The organism is Chryseobacterium gambrini (assembly GCF_027920505.1).
Taxonomy (GTDB): Bacteria; Bacteroidota; Bacteroidia; order Flavobacteriales; family Weeksellaceae; genus Chryseobacterium; species Chryseobacterium gambrini.
The window spans coordinates 3,223,178-3,248,637 of record NZ_CP115857.1; the positions used below are offsets into that span (position 1 = coordinate 3,223,178).

Annotated in this window: 16 protein-coding genes and 1 pseudogene; 11 read left to right on the plus strand and 6 right to left on the minus strand. The window is 36.0% G+C overall.

All coding sequences use genetic code 11. The features are described from left to right. Positions 1–56: 56 nt before the first annotated feature. The 5 genes from PFY09_RS14740 to PFY09_RS14760 all read right to left on the minus strand — a co-directional run bounded on the left by PFY09_RS14740 (position 57) and on the right by PFY09_RS14760 (position 5,632). Entirely contained in the window at positions 57–1,313 is a 1,257-nt protein-coding gene (locus tag PFY09_RS14740) for an ABC transporter ATP-binding protein (RefSeq protein ID WP_271160207.1), read from the minus strand. A gap of 17 nt (positions 1,314–1,330) precedes the next feature. Next, entirely contained in the window at positions 1,331–2,173 is an 843-nt protein-coding gene (locus PFY09_RS14745) for an ABC transporter permease (protein WP_271160208.1), read from the minus strand. A gap of 176 nt (positions 2,174–2,349) precedes the next feature. Then, a complete protein-coding gene (gene rfbA, locus PFY09_RS14750) occupies positions 2,350–3,213 on the minus strand; it encodes a glucose-1-phosphate thymidylyltransferase RfbA (protein ID WP_076391752.1) in 864 nt (287 codons plus the stop codon). A gap of 21 nt (positions 3,214–3,234) precedes the next feature. Next, positions 3,235–4,314: a dTDP-glucose 4,6-dehydratase gene (rfbB, locus tag PFY09_RS14755; protein ID WP_271160209.1), complete on the minus strand. Its 1,080-nt coding sequence runs from the start codon at positions 4,312–4,314 to the stop codon at positions 3,235–3,237. Between the two features lie 4 nt (positions 4,315–4,318). Continuing rightward, positions 4,319–5,632, minus strand: a complete 1,314-nt coding sequence (locus PFY09_RS14760; protein ID WP_108409626.1) for a UDP-glucose dehydrogenase family protein — start codon at positions 5,630–5,632, stop codon at positions 4,319–4,321. Positions 5,633–5,850: 218 nt separating this feature from the next. Here PFY09_RS14760 and rimP point away from each other — a divergent pair, with 218 nt between their 5' ends. From rimP to pckA, 11 genes and pseudogenes are all read left to right on the plus strand, one after another. Continuing rightward, a complete protein-coding gene (rimP, locus tag PFY09_RS14765) occupies positions 5,851–6,318 on the plus strand; it encodes a ribosome assembly cofactor RimP (RefSeq protein WP_185207120.1) in 468 nt (155 codons plus the stop codon). Between the two features lie 15 nt (positions 6,319–6,333). Continuing rightward, positions 6,334–7,569 carry a transcription termination factor NusA gene (nusA, locus tag PFY09_RS14770; protein WP_076391760.1) on the plus strand — a complete coding sequence of 412 codons (1,236 nt, stop codon included), beginning with the start codon at positions 6,334–6,336 and terminating at the stop codon, positions 7,567–7,569. 80 nt (positions 7,570–7,649) lie between these two features. Continuing rightward, complete coding sequence (infB, locus tag PFY09_RS14775) at positions 7,650–10,676, plus strand: translation initiation factor IF-2 (RefSeq protein WP_271160210.1); 3,027 nt, start codon at positions 7,650–7,652, stop codon at positions 10,674–10,676. A 297-nt stretch (positions 10,677–10,973) separates the two neighbouring features. Continuing rightward, complete coding sequence (locus tag PFY09_RS14780; protein WP_271160211.1) at positions 10,974–13,916, plus strand: SusC/RagA family TonB-linked outer membrane protein; 2,943 nt, start codon at positions 10,974–10,976, stop codon at positions 13,914–13,916. A gap of 77 nt (positions 13,917–13,993) precedes the next feature. Then, positions 13,994–15,535 (plus strand): RagB/SusD family nutrient uptake outer membrane protein, encoded by a 1,542-nt coding sequence (locus PFY09_RS14785; protein WP_271160212.1) that lies wholly within the window; start codon positions 13,994–13,996, stop codon positions 15,533–15,535. An 82-nt stretch (positions 15,536–15,617) separates the two neighbouring features. Further along, entirely contained in the window at positions 15,618–17,552 is a 1,935-nt protein-coding gene (locus PFY09_RS14790) for a putative porin (RefSeq protein ID WP_271160213.1), read from the plus strand. A gap of 12 nt (positions 17,553–17,564) precedes the next feature. Continuing rightward, a complete protein-coding gene (bshC, locus tag PFY09_RS14795; RefSeq protein ID WP_271160214.1) occupies positions 17,565–19,151 on the plus strand; it encodes a bacillithiol biosynthesis cysteine-adding enzyme BshC in 1,587 nt (528 codons plus the stop codon). A gap of 272 nt (positions 19,152–19,423) precedes the next feature. Beyond that, the gene (locus tag PFY09_RS14800; protein ID WP_271160215.1) at positions 19,424–21,367 is read left to right on the plus strand and encodes a LysM peptidoglycan-binding domain-containing protein; all 1,944 of its coding nucleotides are present in this window, start codon (positions 19,424–19,426) and stop codon (positions 21,365–21,367) included. A gap of 70 nt (positions 21,368–21,437) precedes the next feature. Further along, positions 21,438–22,313 (plus strand): annotated as a pseudogene (gene fabD / locus PFY09_RS14805) (ACP S-malonyltransferase). Positions 22,314–22,326: 13 nt separating this feature from the next. After that, positions 22,327–23,229: a GYDIA family GHMP kinase gene (locus PFY09_RS14810; protein ID WP_271160216.1), complete on the plus strand. Its 903-nt coding sequence runs from the start codon at positions 22,327–22,329 to the stop codon at positions 23,227–23,229. 130 nt (positions 23,230–23,359) lie between these two features. After that, positions 23,360–24,979 carry a phosphoenolpyruvate carboxykinase (ATP) gene (gene pckA / locus PFY09_RS14815; RefSeq protein WP_271160217.1) on the plus strand — a complete coding sequence of 540 codons (1,620 nt, stop codon included), beginning with the start codon at positions 23,360–23,362 and terminating at the stop codon, positions 24,977–24,979. Positions 24,980–25,043: 64 nt separating this feature from the next. Here pckA and PFY09_RS14820 read toward each other — a convergent pair whose 3' ends face one another. Beyond that, entirely contained in the window at positions 25,044–25,451 is a 408-nt protein-coding gene (locus PFY09_RS14820) for a type II 3-dehydroquinate dehydratase (protein ID WP_256039551.1), read from the minus strand. Positions 25,452–25,460 lie beyond the last annotated feature (9 nt).

Here is a 25,460-nt window from a genome sequence, read left to right on the forward strand (position 1 = left end):
TAATGATTCTTGTAAATGTATAAAATTATTAGCAATGATTATTTTTTTTGATCTTTTTAGATTTTTTCAACTTTATGGGTAATTCGCGGAAATAAAATACCAGGCGATTTGATAATTTCTCCAAACTGATTCTGCATTCCATTAACTTCAAAGCCGAATAACTGAGTTCTAAAAGCAATATCTTCTCTGTTAACACCCCAAAAGAAATCGAAATAATAAGAATCTTCGTTTATGGTGTAGGGAGGAATCTCAAAACTAATGGTATAATCTCCTTTTTCTGAGTTTTTATTATTGCTGATCATCAAGCCTGTACTCATCACGGTAATATCATGACTGTTTTTCAGAAAAAATGAAAGATCAATATCTACATTTTCAAGTTTAGACATAAAAGTAACCGTAATTTTAATTCCTGATTTAATATTAATAATGTCTCCGTTAATAGGTTTTGCTTCGTAAGATTTCACCAAAATCTTATCATTTTCAAGTCTTGTGTTATCTTCAGAAAAATTGTAAAAAGATCTGATATCACTATTCTTCTGATATTCAATAATACATCGGTTAATATCATCCCGTGCGATCATGCTTCCTTTCTCAAGTAAAATACCCGTATTGCATAGTTCTTTTATGGCTGTAATATTATGGCTTACAAAAAGAATTGTTCTTCCTTCTCCTTTTGTAACATCCCCCATTTTGCCCAGACATTTTTTTTGAAATTCTGCGTCACCGACAGCCAAAACTTCATCTACAATTAAAATTTCCGATTCGAGATGTGCAGCTACTGCGAAAGCCAAACGCACATACATCCCTGAAGAATATCTTTTGACAGGAGTATCTATATATCTTTCAACTCCTGAAAAATCAACTATCTCATCAAACTTTCTTGTAATTTCTTTTCTTGTCATCCCAAGAATCGCTCCGTTGAGATAGACGTTTTCGCGGCCTGTCATTTCGGGATGAAAACCGGTTCCTACTTCTAGAAGAGAGGCAATTCTGCCATTGGTGTAAATTTTTCCGGTTGTTGGCTTTGTTACTTTACTCAATAATTTCAGCAGTGTAGATTTTCCTGCACCATTTCTTCCGATAATTCCTACGGCATCACCCTGTTCAATTTCAAAATTGATATCTCGGAGAGACCATACATATTCTGAAATTCCTTTTTGAGTTCTGTCGTTGGCTTCACCAATCTTAAGATACGGGTCTTCTTTTCCTCTTACCTTGTACCAAAATCTATTAAGGTCATGAGATAAAGTTCCTGTTCCGACTTGACCAAGGCGATATTGCTTTGATATATTTTCTGCTTTTAAAGCCAGCATATTTTGTGTTTTTAATATTATACGGTATCCATAAATGTTTTTTCCACCTTATTAAAAGTAACCAGCCCGATTGTAAATAGTATAAAAATAATAATCGTGCTGACTCCAAGCATTAAAGGAGAAAAGTCGCCTACACCAAGCCAGCCATATTTGAAACATTCAAAAATACCTGTAAGCGGATTGTAGTAGGAAATTTTTTTGAAAGGTCCGAATAATGCTGATGCCGGATAGATCACGGGTGTAGCGTACATAAATAAACTCACCCCGAACCCCAAAAGCATTCCGAGATCTTTATATTTAGTAGTAAGTGAAGAAAACAGCATTCCGGCTCCCAATGCAAAAATAGCCATTAAGGCGATCAGAAAAGGCGTTGCCAACATCCATAGGTTAGGATGAATTTCATCTTTAGATAAATAATATCCCCAAATAATAACAAATAAAAGAAACTGAACTGCCAATCTCATAAGATTTGAGATAACAATTGAAATTGGCGTCACAAGTCTTGGAAAATATACTTTTCCAAAAATTGAAGCATTTCCTGTAAAAGTATAAGAAGTAAGTGATCCTGCAAAATAGTTCCAAAGCGTTACTCCTGCCAGATAAAATAATAGTGGAGGTGCTCCATCAGTCGGGAGGTTGGCAATCTTTCCAAAAACCACCAGATAAACAATTGTTGTTAAAATTGGATTTATGAAAAACCAGATTGGTCCTAAAATGGTTTGCTTGAAACTGGAAACAAAGTCTCTTTTTACAAACATATAGACAAGATCTTTGTAGCGCCATACTTCTTTAAGCTTCAGATCAAACAAAGAATGTTGGGTTTCAATTGTTTCTGTCCACTTTTGTTGTGGGTCATTCATCTGTGTAAAATTTTAATGCAAATTTAGATTATTTAATTTATTTATCGTTTTCTTTATTGTGAATAATTATTCATTTAAAGTAAGAAAATATCAACTAATATATTAATATTTACTGTTATGAACAAAAAACTATCAGCCGTAAAGCCAATAGTTTTAAAATATATTAATTTAGCCGGTTATTTATTAACTAATTTTTTTAGGTATTCCCCATAACCGCTTTTTCCATATTTGGTTGCCGTTTCCAGTAATTTTTCTTCGTTGATGAATTTATTTCTGAAAGCAATTTCTTCAATACAGCCGATTTTGAAGCCCTGTCTCTTTTCGATTACTCTTACAAATTCAGAAGCATCGTTTAAAGAATCAAAAGTTCCCGTATCCAGCCATGCTGTACCTCTGTCGAGAACGCCAACTTCAAGTTTTCCTTTTTGAAGGTATACGTTATTTACATCAGTGATTTCCAGTTCTCCTCTCGCGGAAGGCTGAATGTTTTTAGCAATTTCAACCACTTCGTTATCGTAAAAGTATAATCCGGGAACGGCATAATTTGATTTCGGCAGTAAAGGTTTTTCTTCGATAGAAACAGCTTTAAGATCATCATCAAATTCTACAACGCCATATCTTTCAGGATCTGAAACGTGGTAGGCAAAAACAACACCTCCATCAGGATTAGTCTTGTTTTTAAGTAAAGTTCCCATTTCTGAGCCGTAAAAAATATTATCGCCTAAAACCAATGCTGCAGCATCATTTCCAATAAACTGATCTCCTAAAATAAAAGCCTGTGCAAGACCATCCGGACTTGGCTGAACGACATATTCTATATTACAGCCAATCTGTGATCCGTCTCCTAATAATTTTACAAATCCTTCCTGATCGTGGGGTGTTGTAATAATTAAGATATCTTTAATTCCTGCTAATAACAATGTTGAAAGCGGATAATAAATCATCGGTTTATCATAAACAGGCATTAACTGCTTGCTTACCGCGATGGTAAGAGGGTAAAGTCTGGTTCCGGAACCTCCGGCTAAAATGATACCTTTCATCGGTTAATCTGTGTTTAATTTTTAATGATACTGTTTTTCGTAGTATTTCTGATAATCTCCGCTTGTTACATTTTCAAGCCATTCTTTATTCTCAAGATACCAGTCGATGGTTTTCGCCAAACCTTCTTCGAAAGTTACAGACGGTTTCCATCCAAGATCAGAATTAAGTTTTGTAGCGTCAATAGCATATCTTTTATCATGTCCCGGTCTGTCTTTTACAAAAGTGATTAATTTTTCAGAGTAGCCTTCTTCTCTGCCTAATTTAGCATCCATTTGCTTGATTAATTCTTTTACCAAGTCGATATTCTGCCATTCGTTGAAACCTCCGATATTATACGTTTCTCCGGTTTTGGCTTCGTTGAAGATCTGATGAATTCCTTTAGCATGATCGATGACGAATAGCCAGTCTCTTGTGTATTTCCCGTCACCGTAGATAGGTAAAGGTCTTTCGTTGATAATATTCGAAATACAAAGGGGAATCAGCTTTTCCGGAAAATGATTCGGACCGTAATTATTTGAGCAGTTTGAAATGATAAACGGCATTCCGTACGTATTTCCGTAAGCTCTTACCAAATGATCTGAAGCCGCTTTTGAAGCCGAATACGGAGATTGCGGATCATAAGCTGTGGTTTCTAAGAAAAATCCTGTTTCTCCTAAACTTCCATATACTTCGTCTGTAGAAACATGGTAGAAAAGATTTGTTCTCTTCTCATCAGGGAATCTTCCGTGGGTGTGATCCGGATTTAACGTCCAGAATTCCTTGCAAAGATTCAGGAGATTGGCGGTTCCGTTCACATTGGTATTAATAAATGCCATAGGATCTGTAATGCTTCGGTCTACATGACTTTCAGCCGCTAAATGCACAACAGCATCTGGATTGTACTTTTCAAAGACTTTTCTAAGTTCTTCAGGTTTTGTAATGTCGGCTTTTTCGAAAACGTAATTAGGTTTGTTTTCGATATCCTTAAGATTTTCCAGATTTCCTGCATATGTAAGTGCATCAAGGTTGATGATCTTTGTTTCAGGATTATTTTTTACAAATTCTCTTACCACGTGCGAACCGATAAAGCCGGCTCCGCCTGTGATGATTATATTTTTCATCTGATTAATTTAAAACTGTTTTACGTCCTATACTTTTATAATAAAAACCATTCTGCTCAGGAATTTCCAGCGGATACATATTTCGTCCATCGAAAATTACCCTATTGTTCATTCTTTTTGCCATCATTTCGAAATTCGGATTTTTGAATTCCGGCCATTCTGTGGCGATAAACAAAGCATCTGCATTGTCCAGAGCTTCGTACATATTTTTTGCGTACTGAATTTTGTCGCCTAATATTTTTTTTACGTTGTTTTCTGCAACCGAATCATAAGCAACAATCTTTGCTCCTTTTTCCAGAAGTAACGCAATGTTGTCTAAAGAAGAAGCCTCACGAATATCGTCGGTATTCGCTTTGAAGGCTAATCCCCACATTGCGACCGTTTTTCCTTCGATATTTCCTCCGAAATACTTTTCAATCTCCGAAACAAGGATTACTTTTTGGGCAATATTTACATTTTCTGTCGCTTCTAAAATCTGAAAATTAAAATCTTCCTGCTTTCCGGATTTTATCAATGCTTTCACGTCCTTCGGAAAACAGCTTCCTCCATATCCGATGCCCGGGAATAAAAACCGATGCCCGATTCTGTCGTCACTTCCCATTCCAAGCCTTACTTTGTCTACATCAGCGCCTACTTTTTCACAGTAATTGGCAATTTCATTCATGAAAGTAATTTTTACTGCCAAGAATGAATTGGCTGCGTATTTTGTAAGTTCAGAAGATTTTTCGTCCATAAAAATAATAGGAACTCCGGTGTTGGTGAATGGCTGATAAATTTTAGCCATAATTTCCTGTGCTTTTTCGGAGCTTGCTCCTACAACAACCCTTGCCGGGTTCATAGAATCCTCTACGGCAAACCCTTCCCTTAAAAATTCAGGATTCGAAACCACGTCAAAAGGAATTTTCGTTTTTGAAGCGATAACTTCACGTACTTTATCGGCTGTTCCTACGGGAACGGTGCTTTTATTGACAACAACTTTGTATTCCGTCATCATTTCGCCAATATCGTTCGCCACTTTCAGTACATAGGAAAGATCGGCGGAACCGTCTTCTCCGGGAGGAGTCGGTAAGGCTAAATAAATAACTTCACTCTTATCCAGAGCTTCTTTTAAATTGGTTGTGAAAAATAATCTTTCAGCCTGTATATTTCTCAGGAACATTTCTTCAAGATTCGGCTCATAGATGGGAACTACGCCGTTTTTCATGCCTTCTACTTTTTTTTCATCAATATCTACACAGTATACTGAATTGCCAAGCTCTGCCAGAGTGGTTCCTGTAACCAGTCCTACATAACCTGTTCCTACAATAGTAATATTCAAAATGTATGTTTTTAAAAAATTCAACCACAAAAATACTAAAAATACCATCACGCCCGTCTTTAATTTCCGGTAAATGAACAATACATATCCTGTTGATAATAAGATGTTTTGCTTTTTTAATAAAAATTCGTATATTTGCAGTGGATTTACGGAAAAAATGGGAAGGCCTTCGCAAGAAAGCCTTTTTTCGTACCGTACATCAGGATTTTATATATTTTATGGAGTTTAGAAAAAGAATTGAAGAATTATTACATGAATTCCTCGAGACCAGAAAAGATTTATTCCTAATCGATTTAAAGATTTCTGCGGGGGATGACATCACCGTGATTTTGGATGGTGACAACGGTGTTTCTTTACAGGACTGCCTTGATGCAAGCCGCGCGATTGAATTTAATATGGATCGGGAAGAGCATGATTTCAGCCTACAGGTAATGTCTGCGGGATTAAGCGAGCCTTTGGCAACTCCGAGACAGTTTGCAAAAAATATCGGAAGAGAAATTGAGATTTTACTGAATGACTCTACCAAAACGGAAGGCGAACTGGCAAAAGTAGATGAAGAAAAGATCACACTCATCCTGCGTTACCGTAAGCCGAAAGACATCGGTAAAGGAAAAGTGGATGTGGAGGAGGAAAAAGAAATTCCGTACTCTGAGATTAAGAAAGCATTAGTAACAATTAAATTTTAAAAGAAAAAAGAATAAATGGACAATATAGCGTTGATTGAATCCTTCGGTGATTTTAAAGACGAAAAAGGGATCAGTAAGATTGATCTTATGGCAATTATTGAAGATTCTCTGAAGACACTTTTGAGAAAAAGATATGATTCGGATGATCATTTTGATGTGATTGTAAACCCTGATAAAGGAGATTTTCAGATATTTTTAAATAAAACGATCGTGGAGGACGAAATGTCTGAAGATGATGATTTGGAAATCGAGATCTCTGAAGCTAAGAAAATTGACCCTACTTTTGAAGTGGGAGAAGATTTTACGATGGAAATTCCTGTTGCACAGTTGGGAAGAAGAAATATTCTTACCTTAAAGCAGATCTTGGCTACAAAATTGCAGGAGCACAACAATGCGATGTTGTACGAGCAGTTTAAAGACAGAATCGGGGAGATTGTAGTAGGAGAGATCCACCATATCCGTCATAAGCACGTGATTTTGCTGGATGATGAGGGGAACGAATTCATTTTGCCTAAAGAAAATCAGATTCCATCCGATTTCTTTAAAAAGGGTGAGAATATCAGAGCTATTGTTGAAACAGTAGATTTCAAAGGTTCAAAACCGCAGATTATTATTTCCAGAACTGCACCTAAATTCTTAGAAAAACTATTAGAGCTGGAAATCCCTGAAATTCAGGACGGAACTATTATGCTTAAGAAAGTAGTAAGAATTCCTGGAGAAAAGGCGAAGATTGCAGTAGATGCTTACGACGACAGAATAGATCCGGTAGGAGCTTGTGTAGGGGTAAAAGGATCCAGAATTCATGGAGTGGTAAGAGAGTTGAGAAATGAGAACATCGATGTTATTCAGTGGTCCAAAAACCCTGAGATTTTGGTGAAGAGAGCTTTAGGAAATGTTACCATCAATAAAATTGACATCAACGAGGAGCAAGAATATGCTTTAGTATACACTCCGGTTGAAGAGATTTCTAAGGTAATTGGAAAACAGGGTCAGAATATCAGACTTGCTTCTTGGTTGACAGGTTATGAGATTGATGTGCATAGAGAATCCAGCGAAGATGATGATGTTGAGCTTACAGAGTTCAATGATGATATCGAGCAGTGGATTTTGGATGAATTTAAGAAAGTAGGTCTTACTACTGCAAAATCAGTTTTAGACAAGGAAACTGTAAGCTTACTGAATATGGTTGACCTTGAAGAGGAAACGATTGAAGAAGTAAAACGTATTCTGAGAGAAGAATTCGAAGATTAAGATTTGTAAATAAATTTTAATAAACAGTAAAAAAGAAATACTTTAATTTTAAGAATTAAAAAAAATAGTAAATAATATAGATGCCAAAAATTAGATTAAATAAAGCGGTTAAGGAATTCAATATTTCGATGTCCAGATTAGTAGAATTTTTACAGTCAAAGGGCATTGAGGTTGAAAGCAATCCTAACGCTCAATTAGAAGAAGCGGCATATTCTGCATTGGAGGCTGAGTTTGCCAAGGACGGCGAGCAACGTAAAGCTTCCCATGAGGTGGTGATCACGAAAGTTCCGGAAGAAAAACTGGAAATTGAAGAAAAGAAAACCCCTGAAGTAATAAGAGCTAAAGCTAACAAACCGGAAACTAAAATTTTAGGTAAAATAGATCTAGAGTCTAAAAAGCCTGAAGCTGAAGAAGTTCCGGCTCAGAAACCGCAACCTGTGGTGGAAGAGAAAAAAGAAGAAGTTGCGCCTGCTCCTGAAGTAAAAGCAACTCCTGAAAAACAGGAATTTAAAGTTTTGGATAAAATAGATCTTTCCCAGATCGAATCCAGAAACAGACCTGTGAAAAAAGATAAACTAAAAGCGGAAGAGAAAAAAGAAGAAGAAAAACCTGTGGCTAAACCTGCAGAACCTGTAAAAGAAACTCCGCAACCTGTTGTTGCTGAAAAACCTGTTGCAAAACCCGTTGAAGAAAAAACGGCTGAACCTGCAAAAGCAGAAGAGGAATCTCAGGAACCACAAAAAATTGAAACGGTTTATCAAAAACTTGATGGTCCTAAAATTGTTGGAGAAAAAATCGATTTAACTCAGTTTGCGCCTAAACAGGGAGCGGGAGCTAAAAAGAAAAGAAAAAGAATTGAGAAGCCGGGCGGAGGAAATCAGCAGGGTGGAAACAATAACCAACAGGGAGGAAATAATCAAGGACAAGGAAACCGTCCACAAGGACAGGGAGGTCAAGGTGGAAACCGTTTTGGAAATAACCAGGGCGCACAAGGAAATCGTCCTCAAGGTCAGGGTGGACAAGGAAACCGTCCTCAAGGACAAGGAGGTCAAGGTGGAAACCGTTTTGGAAATAACCAGGGCGGACAAGGAAACCGTCCTCAAGGTCAGGGTGGACAAGGTGGAAACAGAGGTGGATTCAACAGAGGCGGACAAGGAGGTAACAGACCGGGTCAAAGAACAATGCCTGTTGAATTAACGGATGAACAAGTTAAAAACCAGATCAAGGAAACCCTTGAAAAATTAACCAATAAAGGAGGTAAATCTAAATCTGCTAAGCACAGAAAAGATAAGAGAAACTTCCGTAGAGAACAGGACGAGCGTCAGCAGGAAATTGATGCAGCAGACAGAACATTAAAAGTAACCGAATTCATCACGGTTGGTGAATTGGCGAGTTTAATGAACGTGTCTCCTACAGAAGTAATTTCTGCTTGTTTCTCATTGGGAGTAATGGTTACCATGAACCAAAGGCTGGAAGCGGATACCTTATTATTGGTAGCAGATGAATTTGGATATAAAATAGAATTCTCTGATGCAGATCTTGGAGAATCTGAAGCAGAAGAGGAAATCGATTCTGAAGAAGATTTATTGCCAAGAGCTCCGATTGTAACAGTAATGGGACACGTAGACCACGGTAAGACATCATTGCTTGACTACGTTAGAAAAACAAACGTAATCGCCGGTGAATCCGGAGGAATTACGCAGCATATTGGAGCATATAATGTAAAATTGGAAAACGGACAAAGAATTACATTCTTAGATACCCCGGGTCACGAAGCCTTTACGGCGATGAGAGCAAGAGGTGCGCAGGTTACCGATATTGCCATTATCGTAATTGCTGCCGATGATGATGTGATGCCACAGACGAAGGAAGCAATTTCTCACGCGCAGGCAGCGGGAGTTCCAATGATTATTGCCATCAATAAAGTAGATAAACCAAATGCGAATCCTGATAATATCCGTCAGCAGCTTTCCGGTCTTAATCCATCAGTTTTGGTAGAAGAATGGGGAGGAAATGTACAGGCTCAGGAAATTTCAGCGAAATTTGGTAATAATGTAGATGCGTTACTTGAAAAGGTATTGCTTCAGGCAGAAATGCTTGAGTTAAAAGCAAACCCAGAACGTTCCGCTAACGGAGTTGTTATCGAAGCATCTTTGGATAAAGGTAGAGGGTATGTTGCAACAATGCTTGTACAGACCGGAACTTTAAAAGTTGGTGATTATGTAGTGGCTGGTAAAAACCATGGTAAAGTAAAGGCTTTGCTTGATGAGAGAGGGAAAAACCTTACAGAAGCAGGTCCTTCAATTCCGGCTACCATTTTAGGTCTTGATGGAGCGCCTACAGCGGGAGATAAATTCCGTGTTTACGCTGATGAAAGTGAAGGTAAAGCAATTGCCAACAAGAGAGAACAGCTTCAGAGAGAACTTTCCATCAGAACTAAAAAGCATACGACACTTGAAGAATTGGGTAGACGTATTGCTTTAGGAGAATTCAAAGAGTTGAATATTATCCTTAAAGGTGACGTGGATGGTTCGGTAGAAGCGCTTTCTGATCAGTTACAAAGATTATCAACAGAAGAGATCAGCGTGAAAATCCTTCACTCTGGTGTCGGACAGATCACTGAATCTGATATCAACTTAGCGGCAGCATCTGATGCTATTATTATTGGATTTAATGTAAGAGCCGGAGCAAATGCTAAAGATCTTGCAGACCGTGAAGAAATTGAAATCAGAACTTATTCTGTAATCTATAAAGCGATTGATGAGGTAAAAGAAGCGATGGAAGGAATGCTTTCTCCTGAAATTCAGGAGCAGGTTATCGGTAATGTTGAGATTCGTGAAGTATTCAAAATTTCTAAAGTGGGAACCATTGCAGGTTGTATGGTTCTTACCGGAAAAGTTACAAGACAGTCTAAAGTGCGCTTGCTTAGAGATGGCATCGTGAAATTCGATGGTGAACTTGAAAGTTTAAAACGTTTCAAAGATGACGTAAAAGAGGTAACCAAAGGTTACGAATGCGGATTGAACCTGAAAGGATACAACGATATCGAACAGGGCGACATTCTTGAAGTTTATGAAGAGGTTGCGGTGAAGAAGAAGTTGAAGTAATCATATAATTATTTAAAAAGAAAATAATCCAGTTCAAATTGAGCTGGATTATTTTTATTTATAATTAGTCTAAATTATCTAAAGGACAACCTGTTTTTAAATGTTAAAACATTATTTAATAAAAAAATAATTATAATAATAAACAAAATATAAATTAAATATTCAAAACAGTTATGCTAAGCATTTTTTTTTAATAAGATTTGTTTAGATTACATAAAATATAAAAAGTTAAAAATTTGTTAATGTTAAAATTTATTAACATATTTGCTTTTGTTAAAATATTAAAAAACTGTTAATATGAATGTGAAATTAAAAGTACTAACTATTGGAGCTTTTTTCTTTTTAGGAGAAATAGCATCGGCTCAGCAAAAGAGAAAGGATACTATATCTACAAAAGAGATAGAAGAAGTTGTAGTTGTTGCTTATGGAAAGCAAAAAAAAGAAACTGTTATTGGCTCAAATGTACAAATTGGAAGTGATAGTTTCAAAGATAGACCAGTAACGAATGTTGCGAATGCAATAGATGGTGCTGCTCCAGGAATTCAGGTTTCCGCAGGCTCTGGGCAACCAGGATCATTACCGGCAATTAGAATCAGAGGATTTTCCTCAATAAGCGCAGGTAACAATCCACTATATGTAGTTGATGGAGTAATTTATAACGGCTCGGTTTCCGCAATAAATTCATTAGACGTTGAATCTATTAATGTATTAAAAGATGCGGCGTCTACATCTTTATATGGATCTTCTGCTGCAAATGGAGTTATATTAATCACTACAAAGAAGGGAAGAAAGGGAAGAGATGTAGTTAACTTTTCTTTACAGACTGGTATTTCTCAAAGAGGAGTTCCTGAGTATGATAGAGTTGGGATTGCAGATTATTATCTACTAAATTGGGAAGCTCTTAGAAATGGACGTTTAACTACTGGAGCTAGTGCTACAACTGCTTTAGCGAATACTTGGGCGAGTGACAATTTAATTGCAAATCTTGGTGTAAATGTTTATAAAAATGTTGCAAACAATGCAGTAGTTGTAAATGGTGTTGTAACTGGTGATCAAACTCTTAAATATAATGATTTTGACTGGTCTAAACCGTTATTCAAAACAGGACTTAGACAAAGTTATGATTTAAGTTACGCAGGGGGAGGTGAAAAAACTACATATTTTGCTTCTTTAGGATACTTAAATGATCAAGGATATTTAGTTAAATCTGGACTTGAAAGATTTACAGCAAGATTAAATGTTGAATCACAACTTAAACCTTGGGTAAAAGTTGGAATTAATTTAGCTGCTACTAATACAAAAACTGAAAATAGTTACAATGGAGCTGATAATAATTCAGCAATTATTAATCCATATCGTTTTTCTAGGTCAATTGGACCTATCTATAGCCCTTATTCTCATAATGCAGATGGGAGTAATATTTTTGATTCCAATGGTGACAAAGTATATGAATGGCTAGGAGCAAGAGGAGCTAATGCAAGTCCAGGAAGAAATGCTATATATGAAAGAATTTTAAATAGTGATATTACAAGGGCTAACAATATCACGTCCAGAGTTTTTGCCGATTTTAAATTGTTAAAAGATCTTAAATTATCTATCATTGGAGGTTATGATCTTAGAAATGCTTACAATAGAGAATACCAAAATAATATTTTAGGAGATGCAGCTCCCGCTGGTGCAGCTTCAAGAACAAGCGAGAATACATACTCTGTGAATTTCATTCAATTGTTGAATTATACTAAAAAGTTTGGTTCTCACAATATTGATGTATTATTAGGCCATGAGAATAATAAATATACTTTTGAGTCTTTCTATGGCTATAAACAAGGACAAGTTGGAGCTAATAATGATGATTTAGTAAATTTCATTACTCCTACTTCATTAACTTCATATACGGATACTTACAATAAAGAAGCTTTTTTTGCTAGAGCTAATTATGACTTTAATGAAAAATATCTTTTATCAGGATCTATTAGAAGAGATGCTTCTTCAAGGTTTGCACCAGATAAAAGATGGAATACTTTTTGGTCAGCAGGAGCTGGTTGGAGAGTAAACAAAGAGTCTTTTATGGATAATCTTAAATTTATTGATGAATTTAAATTAAGATCTTCATATGGAGAAGTTGGAAATGATCAAGGAATTGGGTTCTATGCATACCAGACTTTATTTGAATATAATAATAACGCAGGTTTACCAGGAGTCGTCTTTGGAACACAAGCGGATCCAAATATCACTTGGGAAAGTAATAACCAATTTGATGTAGGTTTAGATTTTGCCTTTTTAAATAGAAGAATAAAAGGATCTGTAGAATGGTATAAGCGAGAAACTGATGGATTGTTATTTAATGTTCCTGTTCCAATGAGTGCGGGTGTTCCAAGTAATAATGTTTTTAGAAACGTTGGAGCGATGTATAATAAAGGGATTGAAGCTTCCCTTACTGTAGGGATTATAAATGGTGAAAAAGGAGGATGGGATATTACAATTAATGCTTCGACTCTGAAAAATCAGATTTCAAAAATGCCAAATGGTCAACCAGAAATTATATCAGGTTCAAAAAAATTAACAGAAGGAAGATCCATCTATGATTATTGGTTAAGACAGTGGTATGGAGTAGATCCATCTAATGGTGATGGATTATTCTTATTAGACCCAACTTTGGCTTCTGCTCCAATTGCAGGTCAGGATAAACAAATAAACGGGGTATGGGTTACCAACAGGGCAGCTAGAGCAAAATATGATTTTGCTGATTCTGCTATTCCTGACGTTTTTGGAAGTATAAATAATGAATTTAGATATAAAAACTTTACTTTAACTGCATTAGTTACTTATCAGATAGGAGGCAAGATCAACGATTCTAATTATGCCTTACTTATGACTGGATATCCACAAGGTAGAGCTTTACATGCTGATGCTCTTAATCGTTGGCAAAATCCAGGTGATGTTACTGATGTTCCAAGATTTGATAGTTCTTTATCTGCACAATATGATGTAGCTTCTACTAGATGGTTAGTTGATGCTTCATTTATTAATCTTAGAAATGTTACATTAGGATATAAGTTTGGTGAAGATGTTACTAAAACACTAGGTTTTAGTAGATTAGATATGTTTATAAGTGGTGAAAACTTGTATATTAAAACTAAGAGAAAGGGATTAGAGCCGCAAGAAAACTTCTCAGGAGAGACTACAAACAGATTTACTCCTGCTAGGATATTCAGTTTTGGTGTAAACGCATCTTTCTAAAATAAAATATAAATGATCACTTTATTATCCAAATTTGTGATTCATTTTAAATTGAAACTTAAATAAAATTAAAAAAGATGAAACAGATATTTAAAAAAATTAAATTCAAATATGCAGCATTGCTTTTGTTATTTGTTGCCGTTAGTTGTCAGTCTGATTATTTAGAAACAACGCCTACTGATCGATTGGGTTATTCAGATGTTGTTGAAAAACCACAAGGACTTATGAATATTATCAATGGTATTCACCGAGATATGTACGTTAGAACTCCATATGGGCAGGGCTATAATGGTCAAACAGGAGCTATTGTTATGTTTGATTCTATGGCAGATGATTTAGTGCATACTGGAACTGGTGCAAACTGGCATATTGCAGATCTTAGATGGCTTTCGGCAGATATAGACACAAGTACTGGGACAAACTATCCTTGGAGATTTTACTATAAAATAATAGGAAATGCAAACATAGTAATAGATAATGCTCCTAAGGTTTTCATTGAGCCTTCTAATCAGGTTGTTGAAACTGCTCTTAGAGATAAAGCATTGGGTGAGGCTTATGCATACAGAGCTTGGGCATTTTTTCAGTTAGTTCAAATTTACTCTAAAAGATATGATAAGACTTTAGCTAATAATGATGCTGATGGAGGTGTAATTCTTCGACTTACAAACTCTCTTGATCCGATGAAACGAAGCACTGTAAAAGAAACGTATGATCAAATTCACTTGGATTTGGATAAGGCAATTGCTTTATTAGCAGGTAAGACAAGAGATCATAAATCTCAATTCAATGTAAGCATAGCTAAAGGGATAAAAGCAAGAGTTTATTTAACTCAGCAAGAATGGGCTTTAGCAGCACAATTGGCGAATGAAGCTAGAGGTACTCTTCCTTTGATGACAAATGCAGAGTATGTTTTAGGATTTAATAAGATTTCTAATAATGAGTGGATGTGGGCAAGCGAAATACTACCAGATAATACAGATTATTTTGGGAATTTTGGAGCTTATATGTCTAGAAACTACAATTCAACTACAATCAGAACTGCACCAAAAGCGATTTATAGACCATTGTATGATGCATTTCCGTCTACAGATATCAGAAAGGCAAATTTTGATCCTACTGGAAATCATACAAGTTTAGGATTGCCTTCCAACTATACAAAAAGACCATACACTTCTCAAAAGTTTTTATCAGTTTCAGTATCTGATAGTAGATGTGATGTTCCTTATATGAGAGTGGCTGAAATGATACTTATTGAGGCTGAAGCATTAGCAAGAAACGGACAGGAAGCAGCATCCAAAACAGTATTTGAAATTTTGGCAAAAAATAGAAATCCTAGTTACACTTCTACAAATACAGGAGCAGCATATATTACTGAAATTATGAATAGTAGAAGATTAGAATTATGGGGAGAAGGATTCAGATGGTTTGACTTAAAAAGATTAAACCTTCCTGTAGAAAGAAATAGAATGAATGGCGTAACGGTTCCTACAGCTAATGTTAATCATGTCGCTTCTGTAATTAATAGTACTTATATTATTGCAAATACAGATCCTAGATGGCAGTTTAAGATACCAAGACAAGAGATAGACTCAAACCCATTGTGTAAACAGAATCAATAATTAAATACATTATCAACCCCGCAATTCAAGCGGGGTTTTTTATTCCCTATTATTTCTTATTTTTGCTTTACAATAAAAATAAATGAAATACCTATTTTCCATCATATTTTTCCTGAGTGTAGCAGCTCAAGCCCAGGTCGTCAACAAAACAGACTTCAATAAGCTTCCCAAAGATAAAGACACGCTCGTTATCGATTCCGGGAAAAAAGACTCTTTAAAAATATTTAAACCGACTATTAATGATTATCTCTATCAGAAGCAGTTTTCTGAAAAGAAAGTCTTTGATACGGTAATGACTTTCGATAAAACGTATATTTTTTCTCAGTATAACAATAAAGATAACTTTGGAAGAGCGCAGGTCGCAAACATAGGTGCAGGATTTAATCCGCTTACGTACGAAGTGAATGCTGAACAAAATTTATCACTATTACCAACCAACAAATCATATTGGATTTTAGGCGTTAATGATATCAATTACTATGACGTAAAAACACCGACCGCAACCTTCATTTATCATAATGCAATGAAAAACGGAGCGGCTTTAAGATCTTCTTACACACAGAACATTGGGAAAAGATTTAATTTTTCTTTGGAATACAGCGGATTACGTTCTCAGGGAATGTACAGAAATTCATTGGCATCCAATAACAATACTTTGTTTACAGGACATTACGTCTCAAAAAGCGGAAATTATGAATTGTTTGCGCATTATCTCCATCAGAATGTAAATAATCAGGAAAATGGTGGAATTGCAGTAGACAGTTTATTTCAAAACGGCGACAGCAATTCAAGAAACAGACAGAATATGCAGGTGAATCTTACATCTTCAAGCTCACAGTATTCCTACAGAAGATATTATTTAACCCATCAGTTTGCCCCGTTTAAATCAGAAAAAATTCCTTTTAAAATAAGACATACCATTTCTCATCAGGGAAACAAATATTACTATGCCCAAAGTTCCGCTGAAACTTACTGGTACGATGCTCCGGATGAACTGGTGACAGGAGCTCCGCTTACTTCAAAAAAATATTCAGACAACTTCAGCAATACAGTAAGTCTGGTTTGGGATAATGAAAAATTTAAACTTGATGCCGGTCTCCGTTACCAGATGCTGAAATTTGGCTCCAATGAAATTACCCTTCCGATTTTAGTGATTCCTACAGAAATTAAAGAAAGCCGAATCGGGGCAGTAGGAAATTTACAGATTAAACTTTTTGATAAAATCCAGTTAAATTCATTTTTGGAATTTTCTAACGGAAGCCAGTTTGGAACTTATTTAAAAACAACAAACAATCTGAAATTTGAGCCGGTAAAAGATTACTTTGTGAATGCAAAAGTAAACTTTCAAAGCGCTTATCCGTCCTTCAATTATTTGTTGAATACTTCAGTGTATAATAATTACAACTATTATTTTCAGAACGCCCAGAACCAAACCATCTCAGAAATCGGAGGAAGCGTCGGACTGAAGTGGTTCAAAACAGAATTGTTCGCGAACTATTTCAGAATAGATAATTATACATACTTTGATGCAATTGCAATGCCTCAGCAAAGCGGAAGTCCCGTTAATATTTCGCAGATCGGAGGTGATGCTACTTTTAGCTATGGTAAATTTCATTTAAATACAAGACTGCACTTCCAGAATGTTTTAACCAACAAAGATTTGCTTCCGTTACCAAGTTTTATAGGTCGTGCCAATTTCTTCTTCCAGTCCAAAGCCTTTAAAAATGCGGCGGAAATTCAGACCGGAATTAAAGTATATTATTTTTCGAAATTTGCATCACGGGAATTTTTTCCAATTCTTAACGAATACATCTTACCGGGTTCCAATTCATTTTCTATCGGAGGACAGCCGATTGCCGATGTTTATTTCAATCTGAAAGTTAAAAAAATGTTCTTTTTTATTGAAGGACAACAGGTCGGAACTTTCCTTTCTAACAACAAAGCGTATGCATTTCCAAGTTATCCGGTCTACGATTTCAGACTGAATCTGGGAATTGTATGGTATTTGTTCAACTAAAATATAGACAAGTTGAAAACTATCAATAAAATATCTTTTCAGGATATCCAAAGCATTCCTCAGTTAATCAAAGATTTTTTAAATCATGATATCGAGGGATTTGAAGAAAAAACATTTTCTTTAGATCATTTTAAGAAACAGATCGCGCAGAAACAAAATTCTTTCACGGCGGATCGGAGAAATATTTTAGCAAGCAATTTAGAAAGACAGCTTGCCCATCTTGAACTTTCTTCAAGGCAGAATGAAAATATAGATCATTTAAGACTTCCCAATACCTTTACCATCACCACCGGTCATCAGTTAAATCTCTTTTCAGGACCTGTATTTTTTGTATACAAGATTTTACAGACTATTAAAACCTGTACTTATTTAAAAGAAAATTTTCCTGAATTTAATTTTGTTCCTGTATATTGGATGGCTTCCGAAGATCACGACTTTGCGGAAATCAACCATTTTAAAACCGAGAACAATTTCTACGAAATCAACGAAAAATCAGGCGGTCCGGTTGGAAGAATAGAAATTAACGATACATTTTTCATATCTGAATTTGAAAGAGAATTCAAAGACTATGTTTTTGGGACGGAACTGATTTTAATGCTGAAAGAAGCTTATAAAACCGGACATACATTAACTCAGGCAATCCGGATTTTAGTCAACAGACTGTTTTCAGATTTTGGCTTACTGATTTTGGATGGTGATTCCAAAGCTCTTAAAAATCAGATCAAAGAAACGTTCAAAGATGAACTACTGAATTTCAGCTTATATAAAAATTCAAAAGAAAAAGTAGATTTCTTAACTTGTAAATACGGAAAAGTTCAGGTAAATCCGCGCGAAATTAATTTATTCTACCTTTCGGACACGAGAGACAGAATAGATTTTGACGGTCAGAAATACTTTGTGGTAGATAAAAATATTCAGTTTACCAAAGAAGAAATTTTAAATGAACTTGAAAATTCTCCGGAAAAATTTAGTCCGAATGCACTGATGCGTCCAGTTTATCAGGAAACTATTCTTCCCAACCTTGCTTACATTGGAGGAAATGCAGAAATCATGTACTGGCTGGAACTCAAAGATTACTTTTCAAACATAAATGTTCCTTTTCCGATCCTGATTCCCCGAAATTCAATGCTGTTTTTAAAAGAAAAAACATTGGGGAAAATAAAAAAACTGAATCTGAAAGTAGAAGACTTCTTCCAGAACTTTACGACGGTCATCAACAATAAAATGCTGGAAGATAATTCCATTCTGGAAATGTTGGAGCAAAAGGAAAATACACTCATCAGTCAGTTTGCCGAACTTAAAAAGATTGCCGAAACCACCGAAAAATCTTTCGGAAATATGGTGAAAGCAGAAGAAGTAAGACAGTTAAAATCTTTTAAAAGAATGAAAAAACGTCTTCTTCATGCAGAAAAGATTAAAAAAAGCGAATTGATGGAAAGACTGGAAAATCTGTTTTTAGATGTAAATCCTTCTAAGAATTGGCAGGAAAGGGTTTATAATTTTAGCGCATTTTTTGCAGATCATGGATATCAGTGGTTAGATTTTTGTTTAGAAAAAATAGAAATAAGAGAGTCGGAATTTATAGTTATTGCTTATTAAGGATAAAGAATCTATTATTGCGTTTTAAAAATGAACGTAATGATGTAAAATTCTTATATCTCTCCTACAAAAGAGATGTACTGAAATTCTCAGGATAATAATTTTTAGCTCGAAAGCATGGTATATAATACTGCATATTATTTAGAGCATAACTAAAAAAGTCAAATTCTGATCCGGAGCACACTCCGAATTTTAGTTGAAATTTTTTTCAAAACTAATAATTATTGCCATTTAATTTTAAAGAAGTATTTTTGCATTTATAATCACCGAATATGATAAAGAGGTTTTTTATTCTGTCCAGTTTATGTATGGTTTTGGGTATGTCTGCCCAGAAATCGCATACCGTTGTAAAAGGAGATACTCCTTACAACATTGCTAAAAAATACGGACTTACTGTAGAAGAATTGCTAAAACTAAATCCGAAAGTGAAAGACGGTAAATTGGCGCTTGGAGATGTTCTTACAGTAAAAAATGATAAGGCAGCTTCTGCTTCATCAAAAACACCTGTTGCTTCAAAACCTGTAAATAATTCTCAGCTTGGAAAAATTATTCTTCAGCCGAAACAAACCATCTACGGAATCACAAAACAATACAGAATATCCGAAACAGATCTCAGAAAACTGAATCCTGAACTGGATGCTCACATGAAAATAGGTGATGAAATTACCCTGCCTCTTGAAAGCATTAAGAAATATGGAGGAGAGCAAAATGTTGCGGTACATACTTCTCCGGTAGAAAAACCTGTTGAAACTGTTGCCGAAACTCACACTACAAAAGCTTCAGAAGACGAATATATTGTACAGCAGAAAGATAATTACTACAGAATTTCAAGACAGTTCAATATTACAAAAGAAGAATTGTTTGCCCTGAATCCCGGATTGGAAGAAAAAGGATTAAAGCCGGGGGAAACGATTAAAATAAAAAAAGCAGGAACGAAAAACTCAGGAGCTGATGTTTTTGAAGAAAATTCAAATCCGAAAACCAAAGTAGATTCAGGAAACGAAAGATCTACAAACGGAACAAATACCGTTGCTGATGATGATTATGTAACGTATACCGTTCAGCAGGGAGATACCGTTTTCTCGATTGTGAATAAATTCGGAATCACGATTGATGAATTAACCGCTTTGAATCCTGAACTTTCCAAAGGGCTTAAAACAGGAATGGTTCTGAAAATTAAAAAACTGGATCCTGCCTACGTAAAGAAAAACGGAGATGCATTAAGCGTTGTAATGATGCTTCCTTTTGGCTACAGCACAGGAGAAACACAATATCGTACAATGGCTTTGGATTTTCTTACGGGGGCAAAACTTGCCATTGAAAGAAATGCCAGAAACGGACAAAAATTAGATATAAAAATTGTGGATTCCGGAAACGAAGCTTCGTTCCGAAATTCATTAACCCAGATAAATCCGGATAATACAGACTTGATTATCGGTCCGTTCTTCAAGTCGAATGTTGTAGATGTTCTGGATTTCACAAAAAACCAGAAAATCCCGATTGTTGCGCCATTTGCAAACTCTCCGGAATTGTACAACTACAGCAACCTGATTATTGTGGAAACCAATGATCAGACCTATGCCGATAAAATTGTAGAAGAAGTAAAATCTGCATTCTCGGATCAGAAAATTTATGTGGTTGCAGATTCTAAAAAAGAAAATGCCAATTATATTAAAGCAGGTCTTGAGAAAACACTCAGAAATCCAAATATCACCATCGTAAACTCTTCGGCGGATATTCAGCTTGATAAAAATATGATGACGGGACAGTCTGCTCCGGTGATCGCGATTTTAGCAAGTGATAGTGATACGGCAGGTGAAGCTTTTGCCAACAGAGTAATCGCTTTATCCAAAGAAGTTCAGGGAGTAAAAGCTTTCAGTATGCATTACGCTCCGGTTTTCGAGAAAAAAGTAGATGATCTTAGTCAGGCAAATCTTGTCTATTTAATGGACAGAAAGATCAATACAGACGGAAGCTTCGAAAAAGAAATTCTTGCCGCTTATAAAAATAAATACTGTAAAACACCTCCAAAGTTTGCCATAGTAGGTTTTGATATCGTGAATGATATGCTGACCAGAGAAAACAAAAAAGGAGAAATCTTCAAACAGATGAATAAGGTACAGACTCAGCTTGCCACAAAATTTGAGTTTGTAAAATCCAAAGCAAACGGAGCCTATGTAAACACAGGGTACCGCGTTATCAGATTGGTTCCTTAATCATTTGATTGTGTTTTAAAGAATATTGTTAACATTATAATTATATTTGCATAATATTTTAAATTAATACATGAAAGCACTTGTATTTCCAGGGCAGGGTTCTCAGTTCGTAGGAATGGGAAAAGAATTGTACGATTCTAGAAAAGACATCAAAGATCTGATGGAATCTGCCAACGAAATTTTAGGGTTTGATATCCTTTCGATGATGTTCAGAGGAACGGATGAAGATCTTAAAAAAACGGAGGTTACCCAGCCTTCAATTTTTATCCACTCGGTTGCTGCCCTGAAAGCAGTAAACGGTCTTGGAGCTGAAATGGTTGCAGGACATTCTTTAGGAGAATTTTCAGCATTGGTTGCCAATGGAGTTTTATCTTTTGACGACGGTCTGAAACTGGTTTCCGAAAGAGCAAAAGCAATGCAGGAAGCTTGTGATGCCAATCCAAGTTCTATGGCAGCTATTTTAGGACTGGAAGATGCTAAAGTGGAAGAAATCTGTGCATCAATCAGCGGAGTTGTCGTTCCTGCAAATTATAACTGTCCGGGACAGTTGGTTATTTCCGGCGAAACAGCCTCTGTAGAAGAAGCTTGTGCAAAGCTGAAAGAAGCAGGAGCAAAAAGAGCCTTATTATTACCTGTAAACGGAGCATTCCATTCTCCATTGATGCAGTAAGCGCAGGAAAGATTGGCCGCGGCAATAGAAAAAACAAAATTCAGAAAAGCAACCATTCCGGTATACCAGAATATTACCACCACCGCAGTTTCTGATCCTGAAGAAATTAAGAAAAACCTAATTGCACAGCTTACAGGTCCTGTAAAATGGACGCAGTCTGTTCAGAATATGATTAAAGACGGTGCCAATAACTTCGTGGAAGTAGGACCGGGAAAAACATTACAGGGACTCATCAAAAAAATTGATTCTTCTGTAGATGTAGCTTCTGCAATCTAATTAATAAGAAATCATGGGCGAGATATTTTCACCGGGAAAGCTGATGCTTACTTCAGAATATTTCGCAATGGACGGAGCTCTTGTCTTAGCGGTACCTACCAAGCTGGGACAAGAGTTTTCTTTTAAAGAAATTCACGATGAAAAATCTCTCATTTTCTGGGAAGCCTATCATCAGAACAAATTATGGCTGAAAGCTGTCATCGATTATCAGAACTGGCAGATTTTAGAAACCAATATTCCGGCAAGTGCTGAATTTATTTTAAAGACATTAAAAAATGTTCAGTCACTTTCTGCTATTACATTCAAAAATAATTTTACTTACCATTTAAAGACCAACCTTCAGTTTCCTGCGGATTACGGACTTGGAAGCAGCTCTACTTTAATGACCAATCTTGCCGAATGGGCAGAAATTGATCCGTTTTATTTAAATAAGATAAGTCTGGGCGGAAGCGGATACGATATTGCTGTGGCAAAAGAGAAATCGGCAGTGCTGTATCAAGGTGTTCCTGAAATTAAATATGAAAAGGTAAATTTTAATCCTTCCTTTAAAGATGAATTGATTTTTATTCACTTAAATCAAAAACAGGACAGCCGTGAAGGAATCAGTTTTTACAAGTCTAAAGCCAAGTCCCAAAAAAGGGTTGATGAATTTTCGGATATTACAAGAAATATTTTACTATGCAACGAATTGGAAAATTTTTCTCAGCTAATGTTGATTCATGAGCAAAAAATATCGGATTTTCTTGAAATTCCTACAGTTAAGGCTAAATTTTTTCCAGATTGCCCTGTTTTTGTTAAAAGTTTGGGAGCTTGGGGAGGAGATTTTGTAATGAGCTCAAAATTTGACGGCTTTAAGGACTATTTTTGGGGAAAAGGTTTTCACACAATTTTCGAATGGTCTGAAATAATTAATTGATTTTCAATTTTTTACAAGGTTTATTTTTTATTTGTCATTCTGACTTATATCATTATATTTAACCACCTTTAACAATTAATTAATATTTAATTTTGTTATACCCAAAAAAGAAATAGAAAATATAAGTAAAATGAAACACGCTAAAATCATCCAAGATTTAGAAAAATTAGGGATTAAAGGAAATTACGAAGTAGTGTACAATCCGTCTTACGAAGAATTGTATCAGGCTGAAGTTTCTCCTGAAAATCAGGGCTTTGAGAAAGCTGAGCTTACGGAATCTGGTGCAGTATCAGTAAAAACAGGAATTTTCACAGGTCGTTCTCCTAAAGACAGGTACATAGTTCAGGATGATGTTACAAGAGAAACGATTTTCTGGGACGGAAAAGTAAACTTGCCGACTACTCCGGAAATTTTTGCGTCTTGTAAAGATTTAGTGCTGAACCAACTTGCTGCTGCAAAGAAAATTTATGTAGTAGATGCTTTCTGCGGAACCAATGCAGATACGAGACTAAAAGTGAGGTTCATCGTTGAAGTAGCGTGGCAGGCACATTTCGTTACCAATATGTTCATCCGTCCTTCTCATTATGAGCTGGAAAACTTTGGTGAGCCGGATTTTACCGTAATCAATGGTTCTAAAACAACGAATCCAAACTGGGAAGCACAGGAACTGAATTCTGAAAACTTCGTGATGTTCAACCTCACTGAAAAACTTCAGATCATCGGAGGAACATGGTACGGCGGAGAAATGAAAAAAGGAATGTTCGCAATGATGAACTATTACCTTCCGCTAAAAGGAATGGCTTCAATGCACTGTTCTGCAAATGTAGGAGAAGAAGGAGACGTAGCTCTTTTCTTCGGACTTTCAGGAACAGGAAAAACAACTTTGTCGGCAGATCCTAAAAGATATCTGATCGGAGACGACGAACACGGTTGGGATAACAACGGAGTGTTCAACTATGAAGGAGGTTGCTATGCAAAAGTTATCGATCTTTCGGAAGAAAAAGAACCGGATATTTTCAGAGCCATTAAAAGAGATGCGCTTTTGGAAAACGTTGTGGTAAACAATGGTGTTTCAGATTATACAGACGGATCAATCACAGAAAATACAAGAGTTTCTTATCCTATTTATCATATCAATAAAATTGTTCTGCCTTCAAAAGCAGGACACGCAAAAAAGATCGTGTATCTTTCAGCAGATGCTTTCGGAGTATTGCCTCCGGTTTCTATTCTGGATGAAGATCAGGCACAATACCATTTCCTTTGCGGGTATACATCGAAATTAGCGGGAACTGAAAGAGGAATTACCTCTCCGGAACCGTCTTTCTCTCCTGCATTCGGGGAAGCTTTCTTAACATTGCACCCAACAATGTACTCTAAAACATTAATCGGGAAAATGAAAGAACACGGTGCAAAAGCATATCTGGTAAACACAGGATGGAACGGAACAGGAAAGAGAATTTCTCTGAAAGATACAAGAGCTATTATCGATGCCATCATCGACGGATCTATCGAAAATGTTCCGAAAACAAGAATTCCGATTATGAATCTGGAAGTTCCTACAGCATTGCCAAATGTTTCAGAAGGAATTTTAGATCCGAGAAATACTTATAATGATGCTTCTGAATGGGAAGAAAAAGCAAAAGACTTAGCTTCAAGATACATTAAAAACTTTGAGCAGTACTGCAACACCGAAGAAGGTAAAAAATTAATTCCTTCCGGTCCTCAGTTACAGGAGCAGACAACCAACTAAAAATAGAAATCCTCATCGCAAGATGAGGATTTTTTATTTGTATTCCTGAAAATTTCTCGGGAAATTATTTCAGACTTAAAACAGCCAGTCTGTAGCCTTCCATCCCGAAACCGGATAAAACAGCATCCGTATTTGCCGCAGTTACAGATTTCTGGCGGAATTCTTCTCTTTTGTAAATATTGCTGATGTGAACCTCAACTTTTGGTTTTCGGATATTCTTTAAACAGTCGGCAATAGCATAAGAATAATGCGTAAAAGCTCCCGGATTAATAATCAGAGCATCAAATTCATCTTTCTGAAGCTGGTTGATAATTTCACCCTCGATATTAGACTGATAATATTCCAGTTGATGGGAGGGAAAATCGGTTTTTAGACGATCCAGATAATCCTCCATGGAAACTGTTCCGTAAATTTCGGGCTCTCGGGTTCCTAATAAATTCAGATTGGGACCATTCACGATAAGAATTTTCATTGAAAATAA

What these genes read in the sequence shown, in the direction of transcription:
- PFY09_RS14740 (WP_271160207.1), bottom strand. Translation starts at nt 1,313, where the DNA reads ATGCTGGCTTTAAAAGCAGAAAATATATCAAAGCAATATCGCCTTGGT.
- PFY09_RS14745 (WP_271160208.1), bottom strand. Translation starts at nt 2,173, where the DNA reads ATGAATGACCCACAACAAAAGTGGACAGAAACAATTGAAACCCAACAT.
- rfbA (WP_076391752.1), bottom strand. Translation starts at nt 3,213, where the DNA reads ATGAAAGGTATCATTTTAGCCGGAGGTTCCGGAACCAGACTTTACCCT.
- rfbB (WP_271160209.1), bottom strand. Translation starts at nt 4,314, where the DNA reads ATGAAAAATATAATCATCACAGGCGGAGCCGGCTTTATCGGTTCGCAC.
- rimP (WP_185207120.1), top strand. Translation starts at nt 5,851, where the DNA reads ATGGAGTTTAGAAAAAGAATTGAAGAATTATTACATGAATTCCTCGAG.
- nusA (WP_076391760.1), top strand. Translation starts at nt 6,334, where the DNA reads ATGGACAATATAGCGTTGATTGAATCCTTCGGTGATTTTAAAGACGAA.
- infB (WP_271160210.1), top strand. Translation starts at nt 7,650, where the DNA reads ATGCCAAAAATTAGATTAAATAAAGCGGTTAAGGAATTCAATATTTCG.
- PFY09_RS14780 (WP_271160211.1), top strand. Translation starts at nt 10,974, where the DNA reads ATGAATGTGAAATTAAAAGTACTAACTATTGGAGCTTTTTTCTTTTTA.
- PFY09_RS14785 (WP_271160212.1), top strand. Translation starts at nt 13,994, where the DNA reads ATGAAACAGATATTTAAAAAAATTAAATTCAAATATGCAGCATTGCTT.
- PFY09_RS14790 (WP_271160213.1), top strand. Translation starts at nt 15,618, where the DNA reads ATGAAATACCTATTTTCCATCATATTTTTCCTGAGTGTAGCAGCTCAA.
- PFY09_RS14800 (WP_271160215.1), top strand. Translation starts at nt 19,424, where the DNA reads ATGATAAAGAGGTTTTTTATTCTGTCCAGTTTATGTATGGTTTTGGGT.
- PFY09_RS14810 (WP_271160216.1), top strand. Translation starts at nt 22,327, where the DNA reads ATGGGCGAGATATTTTCACCGGGAAAGCTGATGCTTACTTCAGAATAT.
- pckA (WP_271160217.1), top strand. Translation starts at nt 23,360, where the DNA reads ATGAAACACGCTAAAATCATCCAAGATTTAGAAAAATTAGGGATTAAA.
- PFY09_RS14820 (WP_256039551.1), bottom strand. Translation starts at nt 25,451, where the DNA reads ATGAAAATTCTTATCGTGAATGGTCCCAATCTGAATTTATTAGGAACC.